Below are 24,824 nucleotides of genomic sequence, written 5' to 3'. Positions count from 1 at the left end.
ACAGGTCAGAAGAAGTCAAGACAGATCGCAGCGTGAGGTTTACTGTATTCGCCCTGCGTTGAAAAATCGTGTCGACGCATTTGACCCTCGCCCAAACATGGCGTATCGGTCTGTTCTGTGTTCAAAAGGCCGTTCAAGTAAAAAGGAAAACCGCAGCGATGGCGTACTACCGCACTCCTCATGACGTTACCGCTCTGCCTGCCTGGCAGGCGTTGAAAGATCACCGCCAAGCCATGCAGGATTTCAGCATGCGCGAAGCCTTCAACGCCGATCCGCAGCGCTTCAATCAGTTCACTCTCAGCAGCTGCGGACTGTTTCTCGATTATTCGAAGAACCTGATCAACGCCGAGACCCGCAATCTGCTGGTGGGTCTGGCCAATGAAGTCGATCTGAAAGGCGCGATCAAAGCGCTGTTCGACGGCGAAATCGTCAACGCCTCCGAAGGCCGCCCGGCGCTGCACACCGCCCTGCGCCGTCCGGTCGGCGACAAGCTGTCGGTCAACGGCGTCAACGTGATGCCGGAAGTGCACAAGGTGCTGAACCAGATCACGGATCTGGTCGGCCGCATCCACGACGGCCTGTGGCGTGGTTACACCGAGAAGCCGATCACTGACGTGGTCAACATCGGCATCGGTGGTTCGTTCCTCGGCCCGGAGCTGGTCTCCGAAGCGCTGCTGTCCTACGCGCAGAAAGGCGTGCGTTGCCACTATCTGGCGAACATCGACGGCAGTGAGTTCCACGAGCTGACGCAAAAACTGCGCGCCGAAACCACGCTGTTCATCGTTTCGTCGAAGTCCTTCAACACCCTCGAAACCCTGAAGAACGCTCAGGCCGCCCGCGCCTGGTATCTGGCTCAGGGTGGTTCGGAAGCCGAGCTGTATCGCCACTTCATCGCGGTGTCGAGCAACAACGCTGCTGCAGTCGCGTTCGGTATCCGTGAAGAAAACATCTTCCCGATGTGGGACTGGGTCGGCGGTCGTTACTCGCTGTGGTCGGCCATCGGTCTGCCGATTGCCCTGGCCATCGGCATGTCCAACTTCAAGGAACTGCTGTCCGGTGCCTACACCATGGACCAGCATTTCCAGAGCGCCCCGTTCGAACAGAACATGCCGGTGCTGCTGGCCCTGCTCGGCGTGTGGTATGGCAACTTCTGGGGCGCGCAAAGCCACGCGATTCTGCCGTACGACCACTACCTGCGTAACATCACCAAGCACTTGCAACAGCTGGACATGGAATCCAACGGCAAGAGCGTGCGTCAGGACGGCACCCCGGTGTCGACCGATACCGGCCCGGTGATCTGGGGTGGCGTCGGCTGCAACGGTCAGCACGCCTATCACCAGTTGCTGCACCAGGGCACCCAACTGATCCCGGCCGATTTCATCGTGCCGATCGTCAGCTTCAACCCGGTCTCCGATCACCATCAGTGGCTGTACGCCAACTGCTTGTCGCAAAGCCAGGCGCTGATGCTCGGCAAGACCCTGCCGGAAGCCGAGGCCGAACTGCGCGACAAAGGCATGAGCGAAGAACAGGTGCACAAACTCGCACCGCACAAGGTGATCCCGGGCAACCGTCCGAGCAACACCATCGTGGTCGAGCGCATCAGCCCGCGTCGTCTGGGTGCGCTGGTCGCCATGTATGAACACAAAGTGTTCGTGCAGAGCGTGGTCTGGGGCATCAACGCCTTCGACCAGTGGGGCGTGGAACTGGGCAAGGAACTGGGCAAAGGCGTTTACAACCGTCTGGTCGGCAGCGATGAAACCACCGCTGACGATGCTTCTACCCAGGGCCTGATCAACTACTTCCGCGGTCGTCACCGCGGGTGATTTGATGGCGCGGCCCACAGGTTTTGGTTCGCCGGATCCTGTGGGAAAAAAATCCCTTGTAGGAGTGAGCCTGCTCGCGATCGCGGGGTATCAATCAGCATTGATGTTGAATGACACACCGTGATCGCGAGCAGGCTCACTCCTACAGTTGTTTTAGGGGGTATTCAAAATCAGGCTCAAACATCAGATTCCTGATGCGGCTTGAACCCTTGGCCCTCTCGGCGCATCTTTATTCCTGTCGCACAACAAGAATAAGGAACCGTCATGTTCGATATCAGCACGTTCCCCAAAGCCGATGCCGTCCGCCGGGCTGCGCAGTTGAGTCAGGACGACTATAAGCGTCTGTACCGCGAATCCATTGAACACCCCAGCGCCTTCTGGGCCGAACAGGCCACCCGTTTCCTCGACTGGAGCACACCGTGGCAGACCGTGCAGCGCTACGACCTGAAAACCGGTGAAGCGTCCTGGTTTGCCGGCGGCCAACTGAACGTCAGCTACAACTGCATCGACCGTCACCTCGCCCAGCGCGGCGAGCAGACCGCGATTCTCTGGGAAGGCGACGACCCTGCCGAATCGGCGCAGATCACCTACAGAAAACTCCACCATCACGTCTGCCGCCTGGCCAATGTGCTGAAAAGCCGTGGGGTGAAAAAAGGCGATCGGGTGTGCATCTACATGCCGATGATCCCCGAGGCGGCCTACGCCATGCTCGCCTGCGCGCGGATCGGCGCGATTCACTCGGTGGTGTTCGGCGGCTTCTCCCCGGACTCATTACGTGACCGAATCCTCGACGCAGACTGCCGCACCGTGATCACCGCCGATGAAGGCGTGCGCGGCGGCAAGTTCGTGCCACTCAAGCACAACGTCGACAAGGCCCTGCAAAGTTGCCCGGACGTCAGCACCGTCGTCGTAGTCGAACGCAGCCAAGGCCAGGTCGATTGGGTCGAGGGCCGTGATCTCTGGTATCACCAGGCCGTGCGTGACGTCAGCGACGATTGCCCGCCAGAACCGATGGACGCCGAAGATCCGCTGTTCATCCTCTACACCTCCGGCAGCACCGGCAAACCCAAAGGTGTGCTGCACACCACCGGCGGCTACCTGCTGCAAGCGGCGATGACCTTCAAGTACGTGCTCGATTACCGCGATGGCGAAGTGTTCTGGTGCACCGCCGACGTCGGCTGGGTGACCGGCCACAGTTACATCGTCTACGGCCCGCTGGCCAACGGTGCGACCACGCTGATCTTCGAAGGCGTGCCAAGTTATCCGAGCACTTCGCGCTTCTGGCAGGTGATCGACAAACACCACGTCAACATCTTCTACACCGCGCCGACCGCCCTGCGCGCGTTGATGCGCGAAGGTGCCGGGCCGTTGCAGGAAACGTCGCGCCAAAGCCTCAGATTACTCGGCAGTGTCGGTGAGCCAATCAACCCGGAAGCGTGGGAATGGTATTTCAACGTGGTCGGCGAACAGCGCTGCCCGATTGTCGATACCTGGTGGCAGACCGAAACCGGCGGGATCATGCTCAGCCCGCTGGTCAGTGCGCAACGCATCAAGCCGGGTTGCGCCACGCAGCCAATGTTCGGCGTGCAACCGGTGCTGCTCGACGAGCACGGCAAGGAAATCAAAGGCGCCGGCAGTGGCGTGCTGGCGATCAAGTCCAGCTGGCCGGCGCAGATCCGCAGCGTCTACGGCGATCCGCAACGCATGGTCGACACCTACTTCAAGCCCTACCCCGGCTACTACTTCACCGGTGATGGCGCACGCCGCGACGAAGACGGCGATTACTGGATCACCGGGCGCATCGATGACGTGATCAACGTCTCCGGCCACCGCATCGGCACCGCCGAAGTGGAAAGCGCGCTGGTGCTGCACGACAGCATCGCCGAGGCCGCCGTGGTCGGTTACCCGCACGACGTCAAAGGCCAGGGCATCTACGCCTTCGTCACGCCCATGAACGGCTTCGAGCCGAGCGATGAGCTGAAGAAAGAACTGCTGGCCCACGTCAGCAAGGAAATCGGCAGCTTCGCCAAACCGGACCTGATCCAGTGGGCGCCGGCCTTGCCGAAAACCCGCTCAGGCAAGATCATGCGGCGGATCCTGCGCAAGATCGCCTGCAACGAACTCGACAGCCTCGGCGACACGTCGACCCTGGCCGATCCGAGCGTGGTCCAGGGCCTGATCGACAAGCGCCTGAATCAGTAACATCTCCGGCGCGGGCCAACCGTCCGCGCCCTCCACCACCAATGAGTTGTCATGGAATTCATCCGCAGCCGTATCGAAAACCAACTCATGAGCCTGACCGGTCTGTCCCTCGGTCAGCTCGATCTGGAAAATCCCAAGGGCGATCCCGGGCTGTTCGGGCCGGACTCGGTCAGTTGGCAAGTCCACGGAGATTTCAGCAGCATGCTGATCGGCGGCATCAGCGCGTTGTTGCTGCAAGCCCTGCATCCGCTGGCGCTGGCCGGGGTCTGGGATCATTCGAACTTTCGTCAGGACATGCTCGGACGTCTGCGCCGCACCAGTCAGTTTGTCTCCGGCACCACGTTCGGCTCACGCCGCGACGCCGAATGGCTGATCGACAAGGTGCGCACCATACACCTGCAAGTGGTCGGCACTGCGCCGGATGGCCGGCCGTATGCGGCCAGCGATCCGGACCTGTTGACCTGGGTGCATGTGGCCGAGGTCAGCCATTTTCTTGCGGCGCATTTGCGTTACCGCAATCCGCAATTGTCGGGGGCGAATCAGGATCGCTACTACGCGGAAATCGCCGTGGTCGCCGAGCGCCTGGGTGCGCGGGATGTGCCGAAATCGCGGCAAGCCGTGGCCGACTATCTGCAACGCATGCGCCCGCAACTGCTTTGTGATGAGCGCAGTCGCGAAGTCCTGCGCCTGCTGCTCGACGCGCCAGCCCCGAGCGTGCTGGCCCGACCGTTTGGCGACCTGATGATGAAGGCCGGCATCGATCTGCTGCCGGACTGGGCCAGTGATCTGTTCGGCATACGGCAGAACCCGCTGCAACGCCAATTGATCCGCGCCAGCGTCAAGCGCAGTGCGCCGATGCTGCGCTGGGCGATGCGCAATGGTTCGGTACAGCGGGCCAAACGCCGAATGGGTTTGCTGACCTAAAAAAGCTTCGCGAGCAGGCTCGCTCCCACAGGAGATTTGATCTGCAGCATAGATCCTGTGTGGGAGCGAGCCTGCTCGCGAAGGGCGCAACTCGATTGCCCGCCAAACTGCTAAACTCCCGCGCCTCAATTCTCACCAGCAAGGCGCACGCATGTCTTCCTTGAATCAGGCGCTGCGCGCCGCCCTCGATCAACGCCAGGATCTGCTCGCTGAGCTGCACAGCCAGGGCACCGATTGCTATCGCCTGTTCCACGGCAGCCAGGAAGGCGCCGGAGGCCTGACCGTCGACCGCTACGGCCCGCAATTGCTGGTGCAAAGTTTTCACCAAACCCTTGAGCGTGACGACCTGTTGCAACTGCACGCCATGGTCAACCAGACCCTGGGCTTTGAAACGCTACTGGTCTACAACGACCGCTCCCGCGGCAACTCGCGGATCGATCGCGAAGACAGCGTCTACCGCGCCGATGAGGCCGCCCTGGCGGATCTGGTCGGGCACGAATGGGGCCTGAACTATCGCGTGCGTGGGCGCCATGCCGGGCAGGACCCGCTGCTGTTCCTCGACCTGCGCAACACCCGCGGCTGGGTCAAGGATCACGCCAAAGGCAAAAGCGTGCTCAACCTGTTCGCCTACACCTGCGGCGTCGGCCTCAGTGCCGCTGCCGGTGGCGCGCGCGAGGTGTGCAACCTCGACTTCGCCGAAGGCAATCTGGCAGTCGGCCGCGAAAACGGTCGGCTCAATCCGCAGTTGCCCGAGATGCAATTTATCCAGTCCGATTACTTTCCGGCGATCCGTCAACTTGCCGGGCTGCCGATCAGCCAGCGGCGCGGGCAGAAACTGCCGAGCTATCAGCGTCTCGACCAGCGTCAATACGATCTGGTGCTGCTTGATCCACCGGCCTGGGCCAAGAGCGCGTTCGGCACCGTCGATCTGCTGCGCGACTATCAGAGCCTGCTCAAACCGGCGCTGCTGACCACCGCCGACAACGGCGTACTGATCTGCTGCAACAACCTGGCAAAAGTCAGCATGGATGACTGGCGTGAACAGGTCCTGCGCTGCGCCGAGAAGGCCGGGCGCCCGGTGCGCGAATGGAGCGTGATGACCCCGGGCGCGGACTTCCCGTCGCGGGATCAACAGCCACCGCTGAAAACCCTGATCCTGCAGCTGTAACCCCCCCTGCGGGACTGGCAACCATCCAAGCTCGCTCCCACAGTGTCTTGGTCCTACAGAACAATCTGAACAATCCTGCACCCCACGATGTACTTCGGAACCAGAATCGCGTGCCATACTCCAAGGCACTCCGATTCAGACAGATGAAGCCGCACATGCCCAAAGGATTGATTCGCGCGATTGGCGCCTTGTTGACTGCTCTGGCCCTCTACAGCCTGCTGGGGTTTCTGATTTTGCCGGGCATCGCCCTGCGCATTGCCAACCAGCAGTTGGCCAACTACGCCACGGTGCCGGCGCATATCCAGCGCATCGAACTCAATCCGTTCAGCCTTGAAGTCACCCTGTGGGGGCTGGTCATCGGTGAGCCGGGCAAGGAGCAGGTCGGTTTCGAGCGGCTGTACGCCAACCTGCAACTCGACAGCCTGTGGACCAAGGCGCTGCATCTGGCCGATATCGAGCTGGACAAGCCCAAGACCGAAGTCCTCTTCGCCAAGGACGGCCAGCTCAATCTGCTGGGCCTGTTCAAAATTCCCGCCAGCGAGCCGACCCCGGCCGACCCGAATGCCAAGCCGTTCCCGCTGCGCATCGACCGCATTCAACTGGCCGGGGGCAACGTGCATTTCCAGGACGCCCGGCCGAGCGAGCCGATCGAGTTCCTCTACGACAAACTCGACTTCGAACTGAAAAACCTCAGCACCCTGCCCGAAGACAATGCCGACATGACCCTGGTGGCTGCCGGCCCGGCCGGTGGGCAGATCGACTGGAAAGGCAACTTCAGCCTGATCCCGTTCACCTCCGAAGGCACTTTGAAAGTCACCGACGGCAAGATGAAATCCTTCTGGCCCTACGTACGCGATGCGCTGCCCTTGGTGCTCGAAGACGGCGTGATCAACCTCAGCACCGAATACAAACTGAATCTGTCGAAAGAAACCGAACTGCTGTTGAACAACGTCGCGGTGAGCATTGCGCCGTTCGCGATCAAGGCGCCGGACGGCCGCCCGCTGGCGAATCTCGAACGCCTCGATGTCAGCGAGACCTCGGTCGACCTGGCCAAACAGCAAGTGGTGGTCGGCAAGATCCGCAGCAACAAACTGGAAACCTGGGCCGCGCTCGAAGCCGACGGCCAGCTCGACTGGCAGAAACTGTTCGCCAGCCAGCCATCGAAACCGGCCGCCCAGGCCGCCGCCGAACCCAAGTCCACTCCGGCCGCCGCCGATTCGCCGAAAGCGCCGGCCGCGCCGAGCAAGCCTTGGCAAGTGCTGCTCAAAGACGTACAGCTACGCAACTACACCGTGCATCTCGCCGACCGTTCGGCCAACCCGCCGGTGGCGCTGGACATTACCCCGTTGAACATCGACCTGCAGGATTTCGACAGCCTCAACGGTTCGCCCTTCAAGGTCAGGCTCGACAGCGGCTTGGGCAAACAAGGCAAGATCAACGCTGACGGGGTGGTCAACCTCGCGCCGGTCACCGCCCAGCTCAACGTGAAAACCCAGGACATCGACCTGCGTGTCGCGCAGTCCTACATCAATCCGTTCATTCGCCTGGAGCTGCGCAGCGGCATGCTCGGCAGTGACCTCAAGGTCAACCTCAAGAGCACCGCCCCCCTGGCACTCGGCGTGACCGGGCGGGCGCAGATCGATCAACTGCACACCCTCGACACCCTGAAAACCCGCGACTTCCTCAAGTGGCAGCAAGTGGTGGTTGAAGGCATCAACTATCAACACGGTGACAGCCTGTCGATCGACAAGGTCAACCTGTTTCAGCCGTATGTGCGGTTCATGATCAACGATGACCGCACCACCAACATCGACGATCTGCTGATCCCGCAGCCCGCCGGCAATGGTGCGAAAACTGCAGCGGCGAAGCCGGCCAACAAGGACAAGCCGCTGGGCATTCACATCGGCGCGATTGCGATCAACGACGGCTCGGCCAACTTCGCCGACTTCAGCCTGACGCCGAATTTCGCTACGGCGGTGCAACAGCTCAACGGCCAGATCGGTACCATCGACAGCCGTCAGGCGAAACCGGCCAGCGTCGACGTCAAGGGCAAGGTCGATCGCTATGCACCGGTGACCATAAAAGGTGCGGTCAACCCGTTCGATCCGATGGCCAGTCTCGACATCGCCACCAGCTTCAAACGTGTCGAACTGACGACACTGACGCCGTACTCCGGCAAGTTCGCCGGTTACCGCATCCGCAAGGGCCGGCTCAACCTCGACCTGCACTACCTGATCACCAAGGGCCAGTTGAAGGCTGAAAACAAAGTGGTGGTCGAGCAACTGCAACTCGGCGAGAAAGTCGACAGCCCGGATGCCGTGAGCCTGCCACTGAAGCTGGCGATTGCCCTGCTCAAGGACGTCGATGGCAAGATTTCCATCGAGCTGCCGGTGACTGGCGATCTGAATAACCCACAGTTCAGCGTGATGCCAATTGTCTGGCAGACCCTGCGTAATCTCATCGTCAAAGCTGCCGCGGCACCGTTCAAGCTGATTGGCGGGCTGATCAACGGCGGCGGTTCCGAAGACCTCGGCACCGTGTCCTTTGCTCCGGGATCCAGCGACCTGAGCAAGGACGCCCAGTCGGCGCTGGACAAACTTTCCCAAGCCCTCAAGGAACGTCCGGCCCTGCGCCTGGAAATCGAAGGCACCGCCGCTCAGAGCAGCGACGGTCCGTTGATCGCCGAGCAGCGTCTGGAACGTGAATACCAGTACAACTACTACAAAATGCTCCAGCGTCGTGGCGACAAGGTCCCGGCTCAGGCTTCCCTGCTGCAGGTACCGGACAGCGAAAAAGGCCCGCTGCTCGAAGGCATCTACCGTACCCGACTGAAAACCCAGCCACCGGCCGAATGGAAGGATCTGGGCAAGGAAGAACGCACGGCGAAAATGCGTGACGGCGTAATCAAGTTCTGGAGTTCAAGCGATGTGCTGCTGCGCCAATTGGGGCAGGAACGCGCCAGCAGCATCAAGGACTACCTGGTCGACAAGGGCCAACTGGCGGATGACCGGGTGTACTTCATCGACGCCAACCTTGGTGAAGCCGAAAGCGATGGTCGGGTCGTGACGCAAATGCACCTGGACGCCGAGTGATGAACCACAACTGGCTGGTCGCAATAGCGCTGATGCTCGCCGCCAGCCCGGCCCTGGCTTCCGACACGCTGCGTTGTGGCAGTCAGCTAGTCAGCCTCGGCGACCGCACCAGCGAAGTGCTGCAAAAGTGTGGCGAACCGGTCAGCCGCGATGTCCTCGGTTACAAGCGCAGCGCCAATCGCCGCGAAGAGTTTCAGGTCGAGGAATGGACCTACGGCCCGAGCAACGGCATGTATCAATACCTGCGCTTTGAAGGCAATCGCCTGCGGCAGATCAACAGCAAGCGCGGTAACTGAACCACAACCTATATCCCTGTGGGAGCGGGCTTGCTCGCGAATGCGGTGTGTCAGCTGATGAATATGCCTGCTGACACACCGCATTCGCGAGCAAGCCCGCTCCCACATTTAGCTTTTGCTGACCTGAAATAGAACAGGCCCCGACACAAGTGCCGGGGCCCGTAATGGTCACGTCCGTGTGACCGTTCGCATGAACTCTAAAGTTGCGGCAGACGTATTGCTCGGCCCGTCTGTCGCGCCTTCTCCCGGTCCAGGCGAGAAGTCATGCCTTACTCGGCTTTCAGGCCGTCAGCGGAGACCGCTTTGACGCCTTTGATTTTCTTGGCGATAGCCACTGCGGTGGTTTTCTGAGCCTCGGTGATGGCTACAGTCGACGACAGCGATACAACACCTTTGTTGGTTTCAACTTTGATGTCAGTGCCTGGAATGCCTTTTTCGGTTACCAGGTCGCTTTTGACTTTGGTAGTGATCCAGGTATCGGAAGTAGCTTCTTTAGCCTTGGTCATTTCACCAGCAGCCAGAGTCATTGGAGCCTGAGTAGCCTGGGTGGATTGTGCGAAAGCACCGGAAGCCATGGTCAGGGTCAGCGCGGTAGCAGCAGCGGCAGTGATAGCGAACTTCTTCATACGAGTAACTCCTGTTTTTCTGGAAAGTCTGCTGGTTGTCTTGTCAGCAGGGTTACTGGGTATATTGCGAAGGCTGTGCCAACTTTTCGAAAGACAATAAATCGTTATAAATCAATTAGTTATGAATTAGGCAAATTTTCGGAATCATGCAATTTGCATGACGCATGCATTATCGACATGCAAGTTGCGGCTTTTCGGAAAGTTCCTAACACGCTGAAATTCTTGAAGCTTTTTTCCAGCGTCAAAAAACAAAAAAATGCCCCGCAAAGCGGGGCATTTGCCAATCAGGCCATCGCATCAAGTGCCGCTGGCAGTGCAACCTTTTGGCGAGTAATCAGGATTGACTGTCGTGGCGCAGGTCCACACACCAGAGGTGTTGCCCGTTGCGGCCCCCGAGCGGGTGAGCGTGATTGTTTTGCCCAGTACCGGACCCGGAGCGTTGAGCAGCGTGCAGCTGATGCTACCCGCCCCCGTCGCCGCTGTGCCTGTAACCGCCACCGTACAGTTGGAGGTGGTGGTTGTACCGCCATTCACAGCGGTTATATCCGGAGCGGTACCTTGATTGATGGTGTCCTCGAACGGCACCTTCATCGCACTGATCTCCGCCAGCCCCGCAGTCACTTTTGACCGCGCCTGATACTTCGAATACTGCGGCAGGGCAATCGTCGCCAGAATCCCGATGATCGCCACCACGATCAGCAGCTCGATCAGAGTGAAACCTTTTTGGTTGTTCATAGACAGGCTCTCCATGCATGAGTCGGAATCTCATGATCTGCAAAGGGCTCAGCATAGGCCGTGCCAACCGCTTGCAGACCCCGTGCGCTCGGCATAAAGGGGCCGTGTCGCGCTTTCCTACAACCCGTAACCGCACTATCTGACACTTTTTGTCACCTGTACCGGGCGTGTTTGGCGCTGTCACTTGACTAGGCTATAAGTCATGAACTGTCAGCATCCGGAATCCCCATGAATGACATCGCTCTGAGCGGACTGGCCAAGCAATTGGTACAGGCCGAACTGCTTACGGAAAAAAGCGCCCAGCAGGCCTGGCAACAGGCGCAGCGCAATCGGCTGTCGCTGGTCAGCTACCTGGTGCAGAACAAACTGGTAAAGAGCTCACAGGTCGCCGAGATCGCTTCCGAGCATTTCGGCATGGCCTTCATGGACCTCAATTGCCTCGACAAGGAAACCCAGCCCAAGGGCCTGGTCAGTGAAAAACTGGTGCGCCAGCATCACGCCCTGCCCTTGTGGCGCCGTGGCAACAAACTGTTCGTGGGCATTTCCGACCCGAGCAATCATCAGGCGATCAATGACATTCAGTTCAGCACCGGACTGAGCACCGAAGCCATTCTGGTGGAGGACGACAAGCTCACCGAGGCCATCGAGAAATTCTTCGACACCCATACCAGCGGCCTCGAAGAAATGGCCGACGTTGATCTCGACGGCGTGGATGTCGAGTCCGTCGACGACAGCCGCCAGGACGCCATCGGCGGACTCGATGCCGATGACGCGCCGGTCGTGCGTTTCGTGCACAAGATGCTGCTCGACGCGATCAAAAGTGGCTCGTCGGACCTGCACTTCGAACCCTACGAAAAAAACTTCCGGGTGCGCGTGCGTACCGACGGCATCCTGCGCGAGGTGGCCAAACCGCCGATCCAGTTGGCCGGGCGAATCGCCGCACGCCTGAAAGTCATGGCCAGCCTGGATATCTCGGAGCGACGCAAACCCCAGGACGGGCGGATCAAGATGCGCCTGTCGAAGACCAAGTCCATCGACTTCCGGGTCAACACCCTGCCGACCCTGTGGGGCGAAAAAGTGGTGATCCGGATTCTCGACCCGTCCAGCGCGCAGATCGGCATCGATGCGCTGGGTTACGAACCGGCGCAGAAAGACCTGTACATGGCAGCGCTGAAGCAGCCGCAGGGCATGATTCTGGTGACCGGGCCTACCGGGTCGGGGAAAACCGTATCGCTGTACACCGGCCTGAATATTCTCAACACCGTCGACATCAACATTTCCACCGCCGAAGACCCGGTGGAAATCAACATGGAAGGCATCAACCAGGTCAACGTCAATCCCAAACAAGGGCTGGATTTTGCCCAGGCCCTGCGTTCGTTTCTGCGGCAGGACCCGGACGTGATCATGGTCGGCGAGATCCGCGACCTGGAAACCGCCGAAATCGCGATCAAGGCCGCGCAGACCGGCCACCTGGTGCTGTCCACGCTGCACACCAACAGCGCCGCCGAAACCCTGACCCGCCTGCACAACATGGGCATTCCCGGGTTCAACATCGCCACCTCGGTCAGCCTGATCATCGCCCAGCGCCTGGCGCGCAAGCTGTGCAGCCACTGCAAGAAACCGATCGAGATCCCCCGCGAAACACTGATCAAGGAAGGTTTCCCGCCGGAACAGATCGGCAGTTTCACGATCTATGAGCCGGTCGGTTGCGACCTCTGCAACGGCGGCTACAAGGGACGCGTGGGGATTTACGAAGTGGTGAAAAACACTCCTGACCTGCAACGGCTGATCATGGCCGAAGGCAATTCGCTGGAAATCGACAGCCAGATGCGTCGCGACGGCTTCGACGATCTGCGCACCTCCGGCCTGCACAAGGCCATGCAAGGCATCACCAGCCTGGAAGAAATCAACCGGGTCACCAAGGACTGAACATGGCGGTCAAGGCAGCGAAAATCAGCATCTACGCCTGGGAAGGCACGGATCGCAAAGGCAGCAAAGTCACGGGCGAGTTGAGCGGGCAGAACCCCGCGCTGATCAAGGCCCAACTGCGCAAGCAAGGAATCAATCCGGGCAAGGTACGGAAGAAATCCACCTCCCTGCTCAGCCTCGGCAAACGCATCAAGGCCCAGGACATCGCCCTGTTCACCCGGCAGATGGCAACCATGATGAAAGCCGGCGTACCGCTGCTGCAGTCGTTCGACATCATTGGCGAAGGCTTCGACAACCCGGCAATGCGCAAACTGGTAGACGAGGTGAAGCAGGAAGTGGCCGCCGGCAACAGCTTCGCCGCCGCACTGCGCAAGAAGCCGCAGTATTTCGATGAGTTGTATTGCAACCTGGTGGATGCCGGCGAGCAATCCGGCGCCCTCGATACGTTGCTGGAACGGGTCGCGACCTATAAGGAAAAAAGCGAAGCGCTCAAGGCCAAGATCAAGAAAGCCATGACCTATCCCGCCGCCGTGGTACTGGTGGCGATGGTGGTCACGGGGATTTTGCTGGTGAAAGTGGTGCCGCAATTCCAGGCGGTATTCTCCGGTTTCGGTGCTGAACTGCCGGCCTTTACCCTGATGGTGATCAGCATTTCGGAGTTCATGCAGCAATGGTGGTGGATAGTGCTCGGCGCCCTGATTGCGGCGGTGTTCGGCATCCGTCATGCGCTGAAGAAATCCCAGGCCTTGCGCGACCGCAAAGACACCTGGCTGCTGAAGCTGCCGCTGGTGGGCACGCTGATGTACAAATCGGCGGTGGCGCGATTCGCCCGCACCCTTTCGACCACCTTCGCCGCTGGCGTACCGCTGGTGGAAGCACTGGATTCGGTGGCCGGTGCCACCGGCAACGTGGTGTTCAAACGTGCCGTGCTGCGCATCCGCCAGGACGTCGCCACTGGCATGCAGCTGAATTTTTCCATGCGCAGCACCGGGGTCTTCCCCAACATGGCGGTGCAGATGACCGCCATCGGTGAGGAGTCGGGCGCACTGGATGACATGCTCGACAAGGTCGCCGGTTTTTATGAGGACGAAGTGGATAACATGGTCGACAACCTCACCAGCCTGATGGAGCCGTTCATCATGGTGGTGCTCGGGGTCATCGTCGGCGGGCTGGTCGTGGCCATGTACCTGCCGATTTTCCAACTCGGCTCAGCGATCTGACATGCCTATCGACGAACTCTTCAGTCTGTATCCGCTGGCCTTCGTACTCGCCGCCCTGCTGCTGGGGCTGGTGGTCGGCAGTTTTCTCAACGTGCTGGTCTGGCGTCTGCCGAAAATGCTCGAGCGCGATTGGCGCCAGCAGGCGCAGGATGTCCTTGGCCTGCCGAGCGAAACACCGCTGCCAACCTACAACCTGATGCTGCCGCACTCCCAGTGCCCGCACTGCGGCCACCGGATTCGGGCGTGGGAGAACATTCCACTGCTCAGCTACCTGCTGTTGCGCGGACGCTGTTCGGCGTGTGCCGCCCCCATCAGCAAACGTTATCCCCTGACCGAACTGGCCTGCGGCCTGCTCTCGGCATTCGTCGCCTGGCATCTGGGGTTCGGCTGGCCGGCCGGTCTGTTGATCGTCCTCACCTGGGGGCTGCTGGCGATGAGCCTGATCGACACCGAACATCAACTGCTGCCCGATGTGCTGGTGTTGCCGTTGTTGTGGCTGGGGCTGATCGTCAACAGTTTCGGGCTGTTCGTCTCGCTGCACGCGGCGTTGTGGGGTGCGGTGGCCGGTTACATGGCGCTGTGGTCGGTGTTCTGGCTGTTCAAGCTGCTGACCGGCAAGGACGGCATCGGCCACGGCGATTTCAAGCTGCTGGCGCTGCTCGGGGCCTGGGGCGGCTGGCAGATTCTGCCGCTGACGATCTTGCTGTCATCGCTGGTGGGGGCGATTGTCGGGGTGGTTCTACTGCGTCTGCGTGAGCAGAAAACCTCGACGCCGATCCCCTTCGGCCCGTATCTGGCAATTGCCGGCTGGATTGCCTTGCTCTGGGGTGGTCAAATAACCGACTTCTATTGGCAGTTTGTCGGTTTGAAATGAATACCCCTGTGGAAAAACCCTGGATTCTCGGCCTGACCGGCGGCATCGGCAGCGGTAAAAGCGCCGCGGCCCGGCACTTCATCGATCTCGGAATCCATGTGGTCGACGCCGACCATGCGGCGCGCTGGGTGGTCGAGCCGGGACGTCCGGCACTGGCAAAGATTGCCGAGCACTTTGGCGCGGATGTGTTGCAGGCTGACGGCACGCTGAACCGCGCCGCCCTGCGCCAGCTGATCTTTGAAGTGCCGGAGGAACGCCGCTGGCTCGAAGCCTTGCTGCATCCGTTGATCGCCGAGGAAATCGCCCATCATCTGGCGCTGGCAAAATCGCCGTACGCGATTCTGGTGTCGCCGCTGTTGATCGAATCCGGGCAACACGCGATGACCCAGCGGATTCTGGTGATCGACGCCCCGCAACAACTGCAGATCGAACGCACCTTGCAGCGCGACCAGACCAGCGAACAGCAGGTCCAGGCGATCCTCAAGGCCCAGTCGAGCCGCGAAGATCGCGTGAGCCACGCCGACGATGTCGTGGTCAACGACCGCGACCTCGCCTGGCTGCACAGCGAAGTCGAGCGTCTGCATCACTTTTACCTGACTTTATCCGGAGGCCAGTCATGAGCCCTACAACCGTCGAATGCCCAACCTGCGGCGCCCCCGTGGAATTCACCCCCGAGAACAAATTCCGCCCGTTCTGCTCCGATCGCTGCAAGCTGATCGACCTCGGCGCCTGGGCGTCCGAAGAGCACAAGATTCCGGTCGCCCCGGATGCCGAAGACGAAATGTTCTCCGGCGATTTCGACCCGCGTCACTGAGATCAGGGCCGCATGAAGCCGTAGTCCTGATCGTCGTAGAGGTTTTCCGCGAGAAAGCGCAACTCGTCGGCCAGGTCTTCGGCGTTGCGCACCGTCTTGCTCTGTTGCACCACCGCGCTGAGCAAGGCGCGCAAACTCAGACCCGGATCGAAGCCCACCTCCAGCGCCATGTCCAGACTCTGCCGTGTCTCCTGCCTCGCCCACTCGTAAACACTCATGCCGCTGCTCCTGAAGGAATTTGGCCGAGCATGAAATGCCGTGCGGGTGGCGGGTTTGATGTGGATCAAGACTTGGGATCGTCGTCCTTCCAGGGCGCCGAAAGGTAGCGGGTGCGGTTGAAGGTTTCCAGCCACTCGGGACTGAACACCACCAGCGCGCTGATCACCATGCCGTTGATAAAGGCTTCGGGGAAAATCAGCAGCCACAGGTAGCCGATGAAGTCTTCCAGCCATTCCGGCATGGCGAACAGACCGTCGTACCAGAGCAGGCCCAGGCTCAATGTCAGGCACAGCAACGCCGACAACGCCGCCGCAAAGAACCCGGAACAGAAGATGTACACAAACGGATTACGCGGCTGGGCACGCTCGACGATGATCGCCACGCACTCGGTGATCAACACCGGCAACAGGATCAGCAACGTACCGTTGACCCCGACCGCCGCCAGATCCTGACGCCCGAGCAACACCAGCCCGAGCTGCGCCACCAGCCCGCCGATGATCGCCAGCGGCCAGTCGAGCAGCAACGTCACGGCGGTCATGCCGATAAAGTGATAAGAAACCCCGGTGTCGAAATCCCTGCGCACCATCCACAGCAGAAACAAGGCGAACACCGTGCCGAACAGCAGATGCTGGCGGCGACTGTCAGTGAACAACTCGACCCACGGCGCACGACAGATCGCCCAGACCAGCACCGGCAGGTAAATCAGCCAGCCAAGTGTCAGGCTTGTCGAAGACAGCAGTTCTGCACCGATCATGAATCCCTTACCTTCTCCATGGGTTTGATTCCCTCATCGGAGTCTACACCGCCCTCTTCCAGGCATCAGCCGATGCAAAGCTTTCTGCTTGTCGCATTTGAACGCTAAGCTTGGGCCTATGGATGACTCAGATTACTTACGCCTGCTGACCATTGCGGCCGAGCAAGCCAACGCGTTCCTGTCCAATGCCCGCAAATGGGAGCGTGAGCGTTGGGTCTGCCAGCGCCTGCTGCAAGGCTTGAACATCCCTTACCGCGCCGATGAGTTCGCCCCCGCCGGCGAGCCGCCGGACGTGCTGTTTCGCGATGCCAATTTCGAAGTGTTCTTCGTTCTCGATGAAGGCCGCCGACTCAACGACGAATGGCGCGACGAATTGCAACGTCGACGCAGTGCGTTCTCCCTCAGCCAACTGGTGCGCCGTGAAGCCAAGCCACGGCGGATCCCGGCCAATGAGTTCTTGCTGCGACTGGCGCCGACCTTGCGTAAAAAAGCGCACAACTACAAAGAACGCGGTATGGATCTGGGTGAACTGGACATCATTGCCTTCGCCAGCCTCAAGCGCGAGGTGCTGGACCTGAACAGCCATTTTCCACCGCCGACCGAGTATCTGCGCCAGGGTTGGCGCTCGCTGTCGCTGGTCGGCCCGACCTTCGCCCGGGTGCTGTTCGCCCATCCCGACGCGCCGGACTTTCTGCGCAGCAACCTCGGTCGCAGCATCGTCTTCGATGTCGGGATCAGCCTGTGACGCCGCTGCAGCAGTTGATTGCCGACGTCCCGCAGACTGGCCGCGTACGCTGGATCGGCGTGCGCCCCGAGTCTCGCGGCCCGATGATCGAGCTCGACGCCGTCGAGGCACGGCTCGAAGCCGGATTGACCGGTGACCACGCCCGCCCCGGCGTGCGCAATGCGCGGCAAGTGACGTTGATTCAGTTCGAACACCTGGCGGTCATCAGCGCGTTGATGGGCCGGCCTGAAGATCAACCCGTGAGGCCTGAAGACCTGCGGCGCAATCTGGTCATCAGCGGTATCAATCTGTTTAGTCTCAAGGGTCGGCGCTTTCGCATCGGCCAGGCAATATTCGAGACCACCGGCTGGTGTCAGCCCTGCGCGCGCCTGCAAAACAACCTTGGCCCCGGCACCTTTCAAGCGGTGCGCGGGCATGGCGGAATTACCGCGCGGGTGTTACAAAGCGGGATCATTCGCCTCGACGACGGTGTTTCTGTCGAACCGGTTCCGGCCAGTGGCTATGCTGCATTCAACCCGGGTTAAAAACCGCTGTAGCTTCCCCACCTTCAGCAACGTCTACCTGACGAGGCCTTTATGACCAGCCGCCTGAACCCCGAAGACCAGAAGCATGTCGAAGAGTACCTGCAGTTGTCCCAACACCGTGTCGAGCGCCGGCCTTTCCGGCCGTGGATGCTCCTGGTGCTGGTACTGGCAGTGACCATTGGTCTGGGCTTGCTGAGCCGATTAATCAGTTACCTGACGCTATGAGCTGCCTCGCGCTCGCTCGGGTAACCGCACCGATTTCCTTTAAAAACCTTGCGAGTTATCCCTATGTCCCATCGTATTGTTATTGTCGGCGGCGGCGCCGGCGGTCTGGAGCTGGCTACCCGTCTGGGTAAGACTCTGGGCAAGCGCGGCACGGCCAGTGTGATGCTGGTCGACGCGAACCTCACGCACATCTGGAAACCACTGCTGCACGAAGTGGCCGCTGGATCGCTGAACTCTTCCGAAGACGAACTCAACTATGTTGCCCAGGCGAAATGGAACCACTTCGAGTTCCAGCTGGGGCGCATGAGCGGGCTTGATCGCGCGCAGAAGAAAATCCAGCTGGCCGCCACCTACGACGAGAACGGCGTGGAACTGGTACCGGCTCGTGAAGTGGCCTACGACTCGCTGGTGATCAGTGTCGGCAGCACCACCAACGACTTCGGTACCCAGGGCGCGGCGCAGCACTGTCTGTTCCTCGACACTCGTAAACAGGCCGAGCGCTTTCACCAGCAACTGCTCAACCACTATCTGCGCGCGCATGCCGGGCAGACCGATGTGATCGAGCAGATCAGCGTAGCGATCGTCGGGGCCGGCGCCACGGGCGTCGAGCTGGCGGCAGAACTGCACAACGCGGCGCATGAGCTGGCTGCATACGGCCTGGACCGGATCAAACCGGAAAACATGCACATCACCCTGATCGAAGCCGGCCCTCGGGTGTTGCCAGCCCTGCCGGAGCGCATCAGCGGCCCGGTGCACAAGACCCTGGAGAAACTCGGGGTCAATGTGATGACCAACGCTTCGGTCAGCGAAGTGACCGCCGACAGCCTGATTACCGCCGATGGCAACGTGATCAAGGCCAGCCTGAAAGTCTGGGCTGCCGGGATTCGCGCGCCGGGTTTCCTCAAGGACATCGACGGTCTGGAAACCAACCGTATCAATCAGCTGCAAGTGCTGCCGACGTTGCAGACCACCCGCGACGAAAACATTTTCGCCTTCGGTGACTGCGCCGCGTGCCCGCAACCGGGTTCGGATCGCAACGTGCCACCGCGTGCGCAAGCCGCGCACCAACAAGCTTCGTTGCTGGCCAAGTCGCTCAAGCTGCGCATCGAAGGCAAGACCCTGCCGGAGTACAAATACACCGACTACGGCTCGCTGATTTCGCTGTCGCGCTTCTCGGCTGTGGGTAACTTGATGGGCAACCTGACCGGCAGCGTGATGCTCGAGGGCTGGCTGGCGCGGATGTTCTATGTCTCGCTGTACCGCATGCACCAGATGGCGCTGTACGGGCCGTTTCGCACGGCGATGCTGATGCTGGGCAGCAAGATCGGTCGCGGCACCGAGCCACGCCTGAAGCTGCATTGATTTAAAAACGGTGGGAGCGGGCTTGCTCGCGAAGAGGTCGTGTCATTCAACATTCATGTCGACTGATACACCGCTTTCGCGAGCAAGCCCGCTCCCACATTGTTTTGCGCAGCTCACAAATCCAGCTCACTCCTACAATCGATCTCTGTTCATCAGAGCTGGAAGCGCCGCACCATGCCTTGCAGCGCGTTGGCCAGTTGCGACAGTTCGTGACTCGACGCGCTGGTCTGATCGGCGCCTGCTGCCGAACGGACCGACAGGTCGCGAATGTTCACCAGGTTACGATCCACTTCCCGCGCAACTTGCGCCTGCTCTTCGGCGGCACTGGCGATCACCAGATTGCGCTCATGAATCTCATGCACTGACGCGGTGATGGTTTCCAGCGCCTCCCCGGCACGCTCGGCCAACGCCAGCGTGGTCGTGGCCCGTGCAGCGCTGGCCTGCATCGAATCCAGCGCCAGGCTTGAACCACTGCGCATGCCCTGCACCATCTGCTCGATCTCCTGCGTCGATTGCTGGGTGCGATAGGCCAGCGCCCGCACTTCATCGGCGACCACCGCAAAACCTCGTCCGCTCTCCCCTGCGCGGGCCGCCTCGATGGCGGCGTTGAGCGCAAGCAGGTTGGTCTGCTCGGCAATGGCACGGATCACATCCAGCACTTTGCCGATGTCCTGTGACTGGTTGGCCAGCGATTGCACCAACTCGCCGGTGTGCTGCACGTCGCTGGCCAGCGCATTGATGGCCGACGCGGTGTCGCTGACCCGCGCCTGTCCCAGTTGCGCCGACTCACTGGATTGACGGGTGGCATCGGACGTCGACACGGCATTGCGCGCGACTTCTTCAACGGCCGTGGTCATTTCATTGACCGCCGTGGCGGCCTGTTCGATTTCGTTGTTCTGCTGTTGCAGGCCTTGTGTGCTATCGAGCGTCACGGCGTTGAGTTCATCGGCAGCGGTCGCCAGTTGCGTGGCCGAACCGCTGATGCCTTGCAGCGTTTCCCGCAGGTTCTGCTGCATGGTCGCCAGCGCCTTGAGCAAACGGCTGACCTCATCGTTGCCGTGGGTTTCGATCGGTCGGGTCAGATCGCCACGGGCCACGCTTTCGGCAGCGCTGACAGCGCTGCTCAGCGGACGGACGATGCTGCGGGTGAGCAACATGGCCAGGGCCACCGTGGCCAGCGCCGCCAGCGCGATGAACAGACTGACGATGGTGCGCGAGGTCTGATAGTGGTCAGCGGATTTCTGGCTTTCAGCGGCCACCTGTCTGGCGAACAGATCCGCCAGGTCATTGAGCTGCTTGCCGGAGCCGTCGACCACGGTTTTCATATCAATCAGCAGCAGTTTGGTCAGTGCGTCACGCTGGCCTTGATCGGCCAGGGTGAAGGATTGCGCGATACCGGTGCGATACGCGGCAAAGGTTTTTTTGAACTGGTCATAGAGCTGCTGGCCTTCCGGCGTGGTGACCAGTTTGTCGTAGGCGGCGATCTTCTCGCTCAGCTCTTTGTCGCGGGTGTCCATCTGGCTGCGGTAAGTCGCGATGTTCTTCGGATCCTGATCAAGTGCCATGCGCAGGGAAATCGTGCGAATCCGCAGCATCAACTCACGAATCTCGTCGCCGCCGCGAATGCTCGGCAGCCACTGGCTCTCTACTGCGACCTCACTGTCACGGATGCTCGACATCTGCCCCAAGGCAAAGACACCAAGCAACGCCACCAGTACCGCGATCAGGGCAAAACCCAGTGCGGCACGTGGAGCAATATTCAATTGACGAAGCAACATGAGGAACGCCCTTATTCTTGTATTGGCCAGATTGAAGGGGCGAACAGCGGCAGTCCCCTCTCGTTAGCGGGCTATCGGCAAGTTGTACGATGACTTGAAGGGAATTGTCTTTCGTGAGGACAAAAAAAATCCCCGTATCTTTCGATACGAGGATTTTCAATATGGTCGGGGTAAGGGGATTCGAACTCCTGACATCCTGCTCCCAAAGCAGGCGCGCTACCGGACTGCGCTATACCCCGGTAAAAAAAAGGCGACCTTTCAAAGATCGCCTTCTTCGATCAGCGCTTTTGGCCTCTGATCTTAAGATTCGATCCCAGTGTTACCTGGTTTCAAAAATGGTGGGTCGTGTGGGATTCGAACCTACGACCAATTGGTTAAAAGCCAACTGCTCTACCAACTGAGCTAACGACCCAAAAATGGTCGGGGTAAGGGGATTCGAACTCCTGACATCCTGCTCCCAAAGCAGGCGCGCTACCGGACTGCGCTATACCCCGGTTTGAAATTGGCTCCGTGACCAGGACTCGAACCTGGGACCCAATGATTAACAGTCATTTGCTCTACCGACTGAGCTATCACGGAACTACATATTTCAATTTACAACGGTGAATCTTACAGCTCTTAGACGTCGTTCGCATCGCTGCGTTCGTGTGTCTGAGGCGCGCTATTCTACAACCTAGAACACCTCTGTCAACCCCCTAAATCGCTTTCAAGTTAATGATTTGCAACTTATTTCAGATTTCAGCTCAGTGAGCTGAGATGCTGCGGGTGACTGACTGCGGGGCGCACTTTACAAGCCTTTTCCTTAGAGTTCAACAGCCTAACGAAAAAAAGGCCTCGCAAAGCGAGGCCTTCCTTATTTCATTGGCTTTGCCGCTCAGTCGAAAACGATTTCGTCGTTCACGACCTTGCCGGTCGCCGTATCGCCCGGCAGGAAATGCCCTGACAGGATCAACTGCGCCAACGGGTTTTCGATCCAGCGCTGGATCGCACGTTTGAGCGGACGTGCGCCATACACCGGGTCGTAACCCACGGCAATCAACTTGTCCATCGCTTCCGGACTCAGTTCCAGCTTCAGCTCGCGCTCGGCCAGACGACTGCGCAGACGGCCCAGCTGGATCTCGGTAATGCCCGCGATCTGATCCCGCGCCAGCGGTTCGAAAATCACCACTTCGTCGACCCGGTTGATGAACTCGGGACGGAAGTGCGACGTCAGCGCGTCCATCACCGCTGCACGCTGGGCCTCACGGTCACCGACCAGTTCCTGAATCTGCGACGAACCGAGGTTCGACGTCATGACGATCACGGTATTGCGGAAATCCACCGTGCGCCCGTGACTGTCGGTCAGACGGCCGTCCTCCAGCACTTGCAGCAGGATGTTGAACACATCCGGGTGCGCCTTCTCGACCTCATCCAGCAGGATCACCGAGTAAGGCTTGCGACGCACCGCTTCGGTCAGGTAACCACCCTCCTCGTAGCCAACATAGCCTGGTGGTGCGCCGATCAGCCGTGCCACGGAATGTTTCTCCATGAACTCGGACATATCGATCCGCACCATCGCCTCTTCAGTATCAAAGAGGAATTCGGCCAGCGCCTTGCACAGCTCGGTTTTACCGACACCGGTCGGGCCGAGGAACATGAACGAGCCGCTTGGACGATTCGGATCCGCCAGCCCGGCACGCGAACGGCGTACCGCGTTGGCGACCGCAACCACCGCTTCGTCTTGACCGATCACACGCTGGTGCAACAGGCTTTCCATCTTCATCAGCTTGTCGCGCTCGCCTTCGAGCATTTTCGACACCGGAATACCGGTCCACTTCGAAACGACTTCGGCGATTTCCTCTTCGGTCACCTTGCTGCGCAGCAACTGGTTTTCGCTCTTGCCGTGCTGGTCGACCATTTGCAGGCTGCGTTCCAGATCCGGGATCACCCCGTACTGCAATTCGGCCATGCGGTTGAGGTCGCCTTTGCGGCGCGCCGCTTCCAGCTCCTGACGCGACTGCTCGATCTTTTGCTGAATCTGCGCCGAACCCTGTACCTCGGCTTTTTCCGAGTTCCAGATTTCTTCCAGATCCGAGTACTCACGCTCGAGGCGGACGATTTCTTCCTGGAGTTTTTCCAGGCGTTTCATCGCCGCTTCATCGCTTTCTTTCTTCAGTGCCTGAGACTCAACCTTCAACTGAATCAAGCGACGCTCCAGACGATCGAGCACTTCCGGCTTGGAGTCGATCTCCATGCGGATACGGCTGGCGGCCTCGTCGATCAGGTCGATGGCCTTGTCCGGCAGTTGCCGGTCAGTGATGTAACGATGGCTGAGCTTGGCCGCGGCGATAATCGCGCCGTCGGTGATCGCCACTTTATGGTGAACCTCATAACGCTCCTTGAGGCCACGCAGGATGGCGATGGTGTCTTCTTCGCTCGGCTCGTCCACCAGCACTTTCTGGAAACGCCGCTCAAGCGCCGCATCCTTCTCTATATATTGGCGGTACTCGTTGAGCGTGGTTGCGCCGACGCAGTGCAGCTCACCGCGCGCCAATGCCGGTTTGAGCATGTTGCCGGCATCCATCGAGCCTTCACCCTTACCGGCGCCGACCATGGTGTGCAATTCGTCGATGAACAGAATGATCTGCCCTTCCTGCTTCGACAGCTCATTGAGCAGGGCTTTCAGGCGTTCTTCGAACTCACCGCGATACTTGGCACCGGCAATCAGCGCGCCCATGTCCAGCGACAGTAGACGTTTGCCCTTGAGGCCGTCCGGCACTTCGCCGTTGATGATGCGCTGGGCCAGACCTTCGGCAATCGCGGTTTTACCCACGCCAGGCTCGCCAATCAGCACCGGGTTGTTCTTGGTGCGGCGCTGCAGAACCTGAATGGTGCGGCGAATTTCGTCGTCACGGCCGATCACCGGATCGAGCTTGCCTTCTTCGGCACGCTTGGTCAGGTCGACGGTGTATTTATCCAGCGCCTGACGCGACTCTTCGTGGTTGGCGTCATTTACCGCCTCACCACCGCGCAGGTTGTTGATCGCGTTTTCCAGGGCTTTCTTGCTCACGCCCTGGCCGAGCAGCAGTTTGCCGAGCTTGCTGTTCTCGTCCATCGCGGCGAGCAGCACCAGCTCGCTGGAAATGAACTGGTCGCCCTTCTGCTGAGCCAGGCGATCAGCCTGATTGAGCAGACGCGCCAGATCCTGCGACATGTTGACGTCGCCGGTCGGGTTCTGGATTTTCGGTAATTGATCGAGCTCTTTGGTCAGCTCTTTGCGCAGGCTGTTGACGTCGAAGCCGACTTGCATCAACAGGGGTTTGATCGAACCACCCTGCTGTTCAAGCATGGCTTGCATCAAATGCGCCGGCTCGATGGCCGGATGATCGTGGCCAACGGCCAGGGATTGGGCGTCGGACAACGCCAACTGTAATTTGCTGGTTAAACGGTCTATACGCATGGGGTCACCTTCCTTTTGAGCAGGCCGGACCTAAAAACCATCCTGAATAAAGAAACCTGCCAGATACCACTGTAG

21 protein-coding genes and 4 tRNA genes are annotated in these 24,824 nt (G+C 60.0%); 15 read left to right on the top strand and 10 right to left on the bottom strand.

Annotated features, from left to right (window positions below; genetic code table 11):
• Positions 1–158 precede the first annotated feature (158 nt).
• The 6 genes from pgi (at position 159) to LCH64_RS20575 (ending at position 9,505) form a co-directional block, all read left to right on the top strand.
• Positions 159–1,823 carry a glucose-6-phosphate isomerase gene (gene pgi / locus LCH64_RS20600; protein ID WP_201136565.1) on the top strand — a complete coding sequence of 555 codons (1,665 nt, stop codon included), beginning with the start codon at positions 159–161 and terminating at the stop codon, positions 1,821–1,823.
• A gap of 264 nt (positions 1,824–2,087) precedes the next feature.
• Entirely contained in the window at positions 2,088–4,025 is a 1,938-nt protein-coding gene (gene acs, locus LCH64_RS20595) for an acetate--CoA ligase (protein ID WP_226501116.1), read from the top strand.
• 51 nt (positions 4,026–4,076) lie between these two features.
• Complete coding sequence (locus LCH64_RS20590; protein ID WP_226501115.1) at positions 4,077–4,949, top strand: oxygenase MpaB family protein; 873 nt, start codon at positions 4,077–4,079, stop codon at positions 4,947–4,949.
• Positions 4,950–5,100: 151 nt separating this feature from the next.
• The gene (locus LCH64_RS20585; protein WP_226501114.1) at positions 5,101–6,117 is read left to right on the top strand and encodes a class I SAM-dependent methyltransferase; all 1,017 of its coding nucleotides are present in this window, start codon (positions 5,101–5,103) and stop codon (positions 6,115–6,117) included.
• Between the two features lie 143 nt (positions 6,118–6,260).
• Positions 6,261–9,209, top strand: a complete 2,949-nt coding sequence (locus tag LCH64_RS20580; RefSeq protein WP_226501113.1) for a DUF748 domain-containing protein — start codon at positions 6,261–6,263, stop codon at positions 9,207–9,209.
• Positions 9,209–9,505 (top strand): DUF2845 domain-containing protein, encoded by a 297-nt coding sequence (locus tag LCH64_RS20575; protein ID WP_226501112.1) that lies wholly within the window; start codon positions 9,209–9,211, stop codon positions 9,503–9,505. The genes LCH64_RS20580 and LCH64_RS20575 overlap by 1 nt, the downstream gene beginning before the upstream one ends.
• Positions 9,506–9,774: 269 nt before the next feature.
• On the opposite strand, the gene LCH64_RS20570 is transcribed toward LCH64_RS20575, so the two are convergent.
• Positions 9,775–10,131 carry a BON domain-containing protein gene (locus LCH64_RS20570; RefSeq protein WP_003228284.1) on the bottom strand — a complete coding sequence of 119 codons (357 nt, stop codon included), beginning with the start codon at positions 10,129–10,131 and terminating at the stop codon, positions 9,775–9,777.
• Positions 10,132–10,428: 297 nt separating this feature from the next.
• Positions 10,429–10,866 carry a pilin gene (locus LCH64_RS20565; protein ID WP_097089220.1) on the bottom strand — a complete coding sequence of 146 codons (438 nt, stop codon included), beginning with the start codon at positions 10,864–10,866 and terminating at the stop codon, positions 10,429–10,431.
• Between the two features lie 228 nt (positions 10,867–11,094).
• Here LCH64_RS20565 and pilB point away from each other — a divergent pair, with 228 nt between their 5' ends.
• The 5 genes from pilB to yacG are packed head-to-tail and all read left to right on the top strand — an operon-like array spanning position 11,095 to position 15,703.
• On the top strand, positions 11,095–12,795 hold the full coding sequence (pilB, locus tag LCH64_RS20560; RefSeq protein WP_103484969.1) for a type IV-A pilus assembly ATPase PilB: 1,701 nt from the start codon (positions 11,095–11,097) through the stop codon (positions 12,793–12,795).
• A gap of 2 nt (positions 12,796–12,797) precedes the next feature.
• Positions 12,798–14,015: a type II secretion system F family protein gene (locus LCH64_RS20555; protein WP_003228289.1), complete on the top strand. Its 1,218-nt coding sequence runs from the start codon at positions 12,798–12,800 to the stop codon at positions 14,013–14,015.
• 1 nt (position 14,016) lies between these two features.
• The gene (locus LCH64_RS20550) at positions 14,017–14,889 is read left to right on the top strand and encodes an A24 family peptidase (RefSeq protein WP_226501111.1); all 873 of its coding nucleotides are present in this window, start codon (positions 14,017–14,019) and stop codon (positions 14,887–14,889) included.
• The gene (gene coaE, locus LCH64_RS20545) at positions 14,886–15,509 is read left to right on the top strand and encodes a dephospho-CoA kinase (protein WP_226501110.1); all 624 of its coding nucleotides are present in this window, start codon (positions 14,886–14,888) and stop codon (positions 15,507–15,509) included. The genes LCH64_RS20550 and coaE overlap by 4 nt, the downstream gene beginning before the upstream one ends.
• Positions 15,506–15,703, top strand: a complete 198-nt coding sequence (gene yacG, locus LCH64_RS20540) for a DNA gyrase inhibitor YacG (RefSeq protein ID WP_003228296.1) — start codon at positions 15,506–15,508, stop codon at positions 15,701–15,703. Before coaE ends, yacG begins: the two co-directional genes overlap by 4 nt.
• 2 nt (positions 15,704–15,705) lie before the next feature.
• Here yacG and LCH64_RS20535 read toward each other — a convergent pair whose 3' ends face one another.
• Together LCH64_RS20535 and LCH64_RS20530 are read right to left on the bottom strand one after the other, a co-directional pair.
• On the bottom strand, positions 15,706–15,921 hold the full coding sequence (locus tag LCH64_RS20535) for a hypothetical protein (RefSeq protein ID WP_226501109.1): 216 nt from the start codon (positions 15,919–15,921) through the stop codon (positions 15,706–15,708).
• Positions 15,922–15,986: 65 nt separating this feature from the next.
• A complete protein-coding gene (locus tag LCH64_RS20530) occupies positions 15,987–16,676 on the bottom strand; it encodes an energy-coupling factor ABC transporter permease (protein WP_103484970.1) in 690 nt (229 codons plus the stop codon).
• Positions 16,677–16,794: 118 nt separating this feature from the next.
• Here LCH64_RS20530 and LCH64_RS20525 point away from each other — a divergent pair, with 118 nt between their 5' ends.
• The 4 genes from LCH64_RS20525 to LCH64_RS20510 all read left to right on the top strand — a co-directional run bounded on the left by LCH64_RS20525 (position 16,795) and on the right by LCH64_RS20510 (position 19,532).
• A complete protein-coding gene (locus LCH64_RS20525) occupies positions 16,795–17,421 on the top strand; it encodes a DUF1780 domain-containing protein (RefSeq protein ID WP_003228301.1) in 627 nt (208 codons plus the stop codon).
• The gene (locus LCH64_RS20520) at positions 17,418–17,945 is read left to right on the top strand and encodes an MOSC domain-containing protein (RefSeq protein WP_003228303.1); all 528 of its coding nucleotides are present in this window, start codon (positions 17,418–17,420) and stop codon (positions 17,943–17,945) included. Before LCH64_RS20525 ends, LCH64_RS20520 begins: the two co-directional genes overlap by 4 nt.
• 51 nt (positions 17,946–17,996) lie before the next feature.
• A complete protein-coding gene (locus tag LCH64_RS20515; protein ID WP_003228304.1) occupies positions 17,997–18,170 on the top strand; it encodes a DUF3094 family protein in 174 nt (57 codons plus the stop codon).
• Between the two features lie 63 nt (positions 18,171–18,233).
• Positions 18,234–19,532: an NAD(P)/FAD-dependent oxidoreductase gene (locus LCH64_RS20510; protein WP_003228306.1), complete on the top strand. Its 1,299-nt coding sequence runs from the start codon at positions 18,234–18,236 to the stop codon at positions 19,530–19,532.
• A gap of 152 nt (positions 19,533–19,684) precedes the next feature.
• Here the strand turns inward: LCH64_RS20510 and LCH64_RS20505 are convergent, their stop codons facing one another.
• The 6 genes from LCH64_RS20505 to clpB form a co-directional block, all read right to left on the bottom strand.
• A complete protein-coding gene (locus LCH64_RS20505) occupies positions 19,685–21,310 on the bottom strand; it encodes a methyl-accepting chemotaxis protein (RefSeq protein WP_103484971.1) in 1,626 nt (541 codons plus the stop codon).
• A 162-nt stretch (positions 21,311–21,472) separates the two neighbouring features.
• A tRNA-Pro gene (locus LCH64_RS20500) sits at positions 21,473–21,549 on the bottom strand.
• A 97-nt stretch (positions 21,550–21,646) separates the two neighbouring features.
• Positions 21,647–21,722: transfer RNA gene (locus LCH64_RS20495), tRNA-Lys, on the bottom strand.
• A gap of 5 nt (positions 21,723–21,727) precedes the next feature.
• Positions 21,728–21,804, bottom strand: a tRNA-Pro gene (locus tag LCH64_RS20490).
• Positions 21,805–21,813: 9 nt separating this feature from the next.
• Positions 21,814–21,889, bottom strand: a tRNA-Asn gene (locus LCH64_RS20485).
• Between the two features lie 295 nt (positions 21,890–22,184).
• Positions 22,185–24,749: an ATP-dependent chaperone ClpB gene (gene clpB / locus LCH64_RS20480; protein ID WP_027612807.1), complete on the bottom strand. Its 2,565-nt coding sequence runs from the start codon at positions 24,747–24,749 to the stop codon at positions 22,185–22,187.
• Positions 24,750–24,824 lie beyond the last annotated feature (75 nt).

The sequence above is a fragment of the Pseudomonas sp. MWU16-30322 genome (genome assembly GCF_020515535.1).
Taxonomy (GTDB): Bacteria; Pseudomonadota; Gammaproteobacteria; order Pseudomonadales; family Pseudomonadaceae; genus Aquipseudomonas; species Aquipseudomonas fluorescens_H.
The sequence above is the reverse complement of the archived record's forward strand: the minus strand, read 5'-3'. Positions and strand labels throughout refer to the sequence as shown.

Bases quoted from the DNA above. Each gene is read 5' to 3' on its own strand.
- pgi (WP_201136565.1), top strand. From the start codon at position 159: ATGGCGTACTACCGCACTCCTCATGACGTTACCGCTCTGCCTGCCTGG.
- acs (WP_226501116.1), top strand. From the start codon at position 2,088: ATGTTCGATATCAGCACGTTCCCCAAAGCCGATGCCGTCCGCCGGGCT.
- LCH64_RS20590 (WP_226501115.1), top strand. From the start codon at position 4,077: ATGGAATTCATCCGCAGCCGTATCGAAAACCAACTCATGAGCCTGACC.
- LCH64_RS20585 (WP_226501114.1), top strand. From the start codon at position 5,101: ATGTCTTCCTTGAATCAGGCGCTGCGCGCCGCCCTCGATCAACGCCAG.
- LCH64_RS20580 (WP_226501113.1), top strand. From the start codon at position 6,261: ATGAAGCCGCACATGCCCAAAGGATTGATTCGCGCGATTGGCGCCTTG.
- LCH64_RS20575 (WP_226501112.1), top strand. From the start codon at position 9,209: ATGAACCACAACTGGCTGGTCGCAATAGCGCTGATGCTCGCCGCCAGC.
- LCH64_RS20570 (WP_003228284.1), bottom strand. From the start codon at position 10,131: ATGAAGAAGTTCGCTATCACTGCCGCTGCTGCTACCGCGCTGACCCTG.
- LCH64_RS20565 (WP_097089220.1), bottom strand. From the start codon at position 10,866: ATGAACAACCAAAAAGGTTTCACTCTGATCGAGCTGCTGATCGTGGTG.
- pilB (WP_103484969.1), top strand. From the start codon at position 11,095: ATGAATGACATCGCTCTGAGCGGACTGGCCAAGCAATTGGTACAGGCC.
- LCH64_RS20555 (WP_003228289.1), top strand. From the start codon at position 12,798: ATGGCGGTCAAGGCAGCGAAAATCAGCATCTACGCCTGGGAAGGCACG.
- LCH64_RS20550 (WP_226501111.1), top strand. From the start codon at position 14,017: ATGCCTATCGACGAACTCTTCAGTCTGTATCCGCTGGCCTTCGTACTC.
- coaE (WP_226501110.1), top strand. From the start codon at position 14,886: ATGAATACCCCTGTGGAAAAACCCTGGATTCTCGGCCTGACCGGCGGC.
- yacG (WP_003228296.1), top strand. From the start codon at position 15,506: ATGAGCCCTACAACCGTCGAATGCCCAACCTGCGGCGCCCCCGTGGAA.
- LCH64_RS20535 (WP_226501109.1), bottom strand. From the start codon at position 15,921: ATGAGTGTTTACGAGTGGGCGAGGCAGGAGACACGGCAGAGTCTGGAC.
- LCH64_RS20530 (WP_103484970.1), bottom strand. From the start codon at position 16,676: ATGATCGGTGCAGAACTGCTGTCTTCGACAAGCCTGACACTTGGCTGG.
- LCH64_RS20525 (WP_003228301.1), top strand. From the start codon at position 16,795: ATGGATGACTCAGATTACTTACGCCTGCTGACCATTGCGGCCGAGCAA.
- LCH64_RS20515 (WP_003228304.1), top strand. From the start codon at position 17,997: ATGACCAGCCGCCTGAACCCCGAAGACCAGAAGCATGTCGAAGAGTAC.
- LCH64_RS20510 (WP_003228306.1), top strand. From the start codon at position 18,234: ATGTCCCATCGTATTGTTATTGTCGGCGGCGGCGCCGGCGGTCTGGAG.
- LCH64_RS20505 (WP_103484971.1), bottom strand. From the start codon at position 21,310: ATGTTGCTTCGTCAATTGAATATTGCTCCACGTGCCGCACTGGGTTTT.
- clpB (WP_027612807.1), bottom strand. From the start codon at position 24,749: ATGCGTATAGACCGTTTAACCAGCAAATTACAGTTGGCGTTGTCCGAC.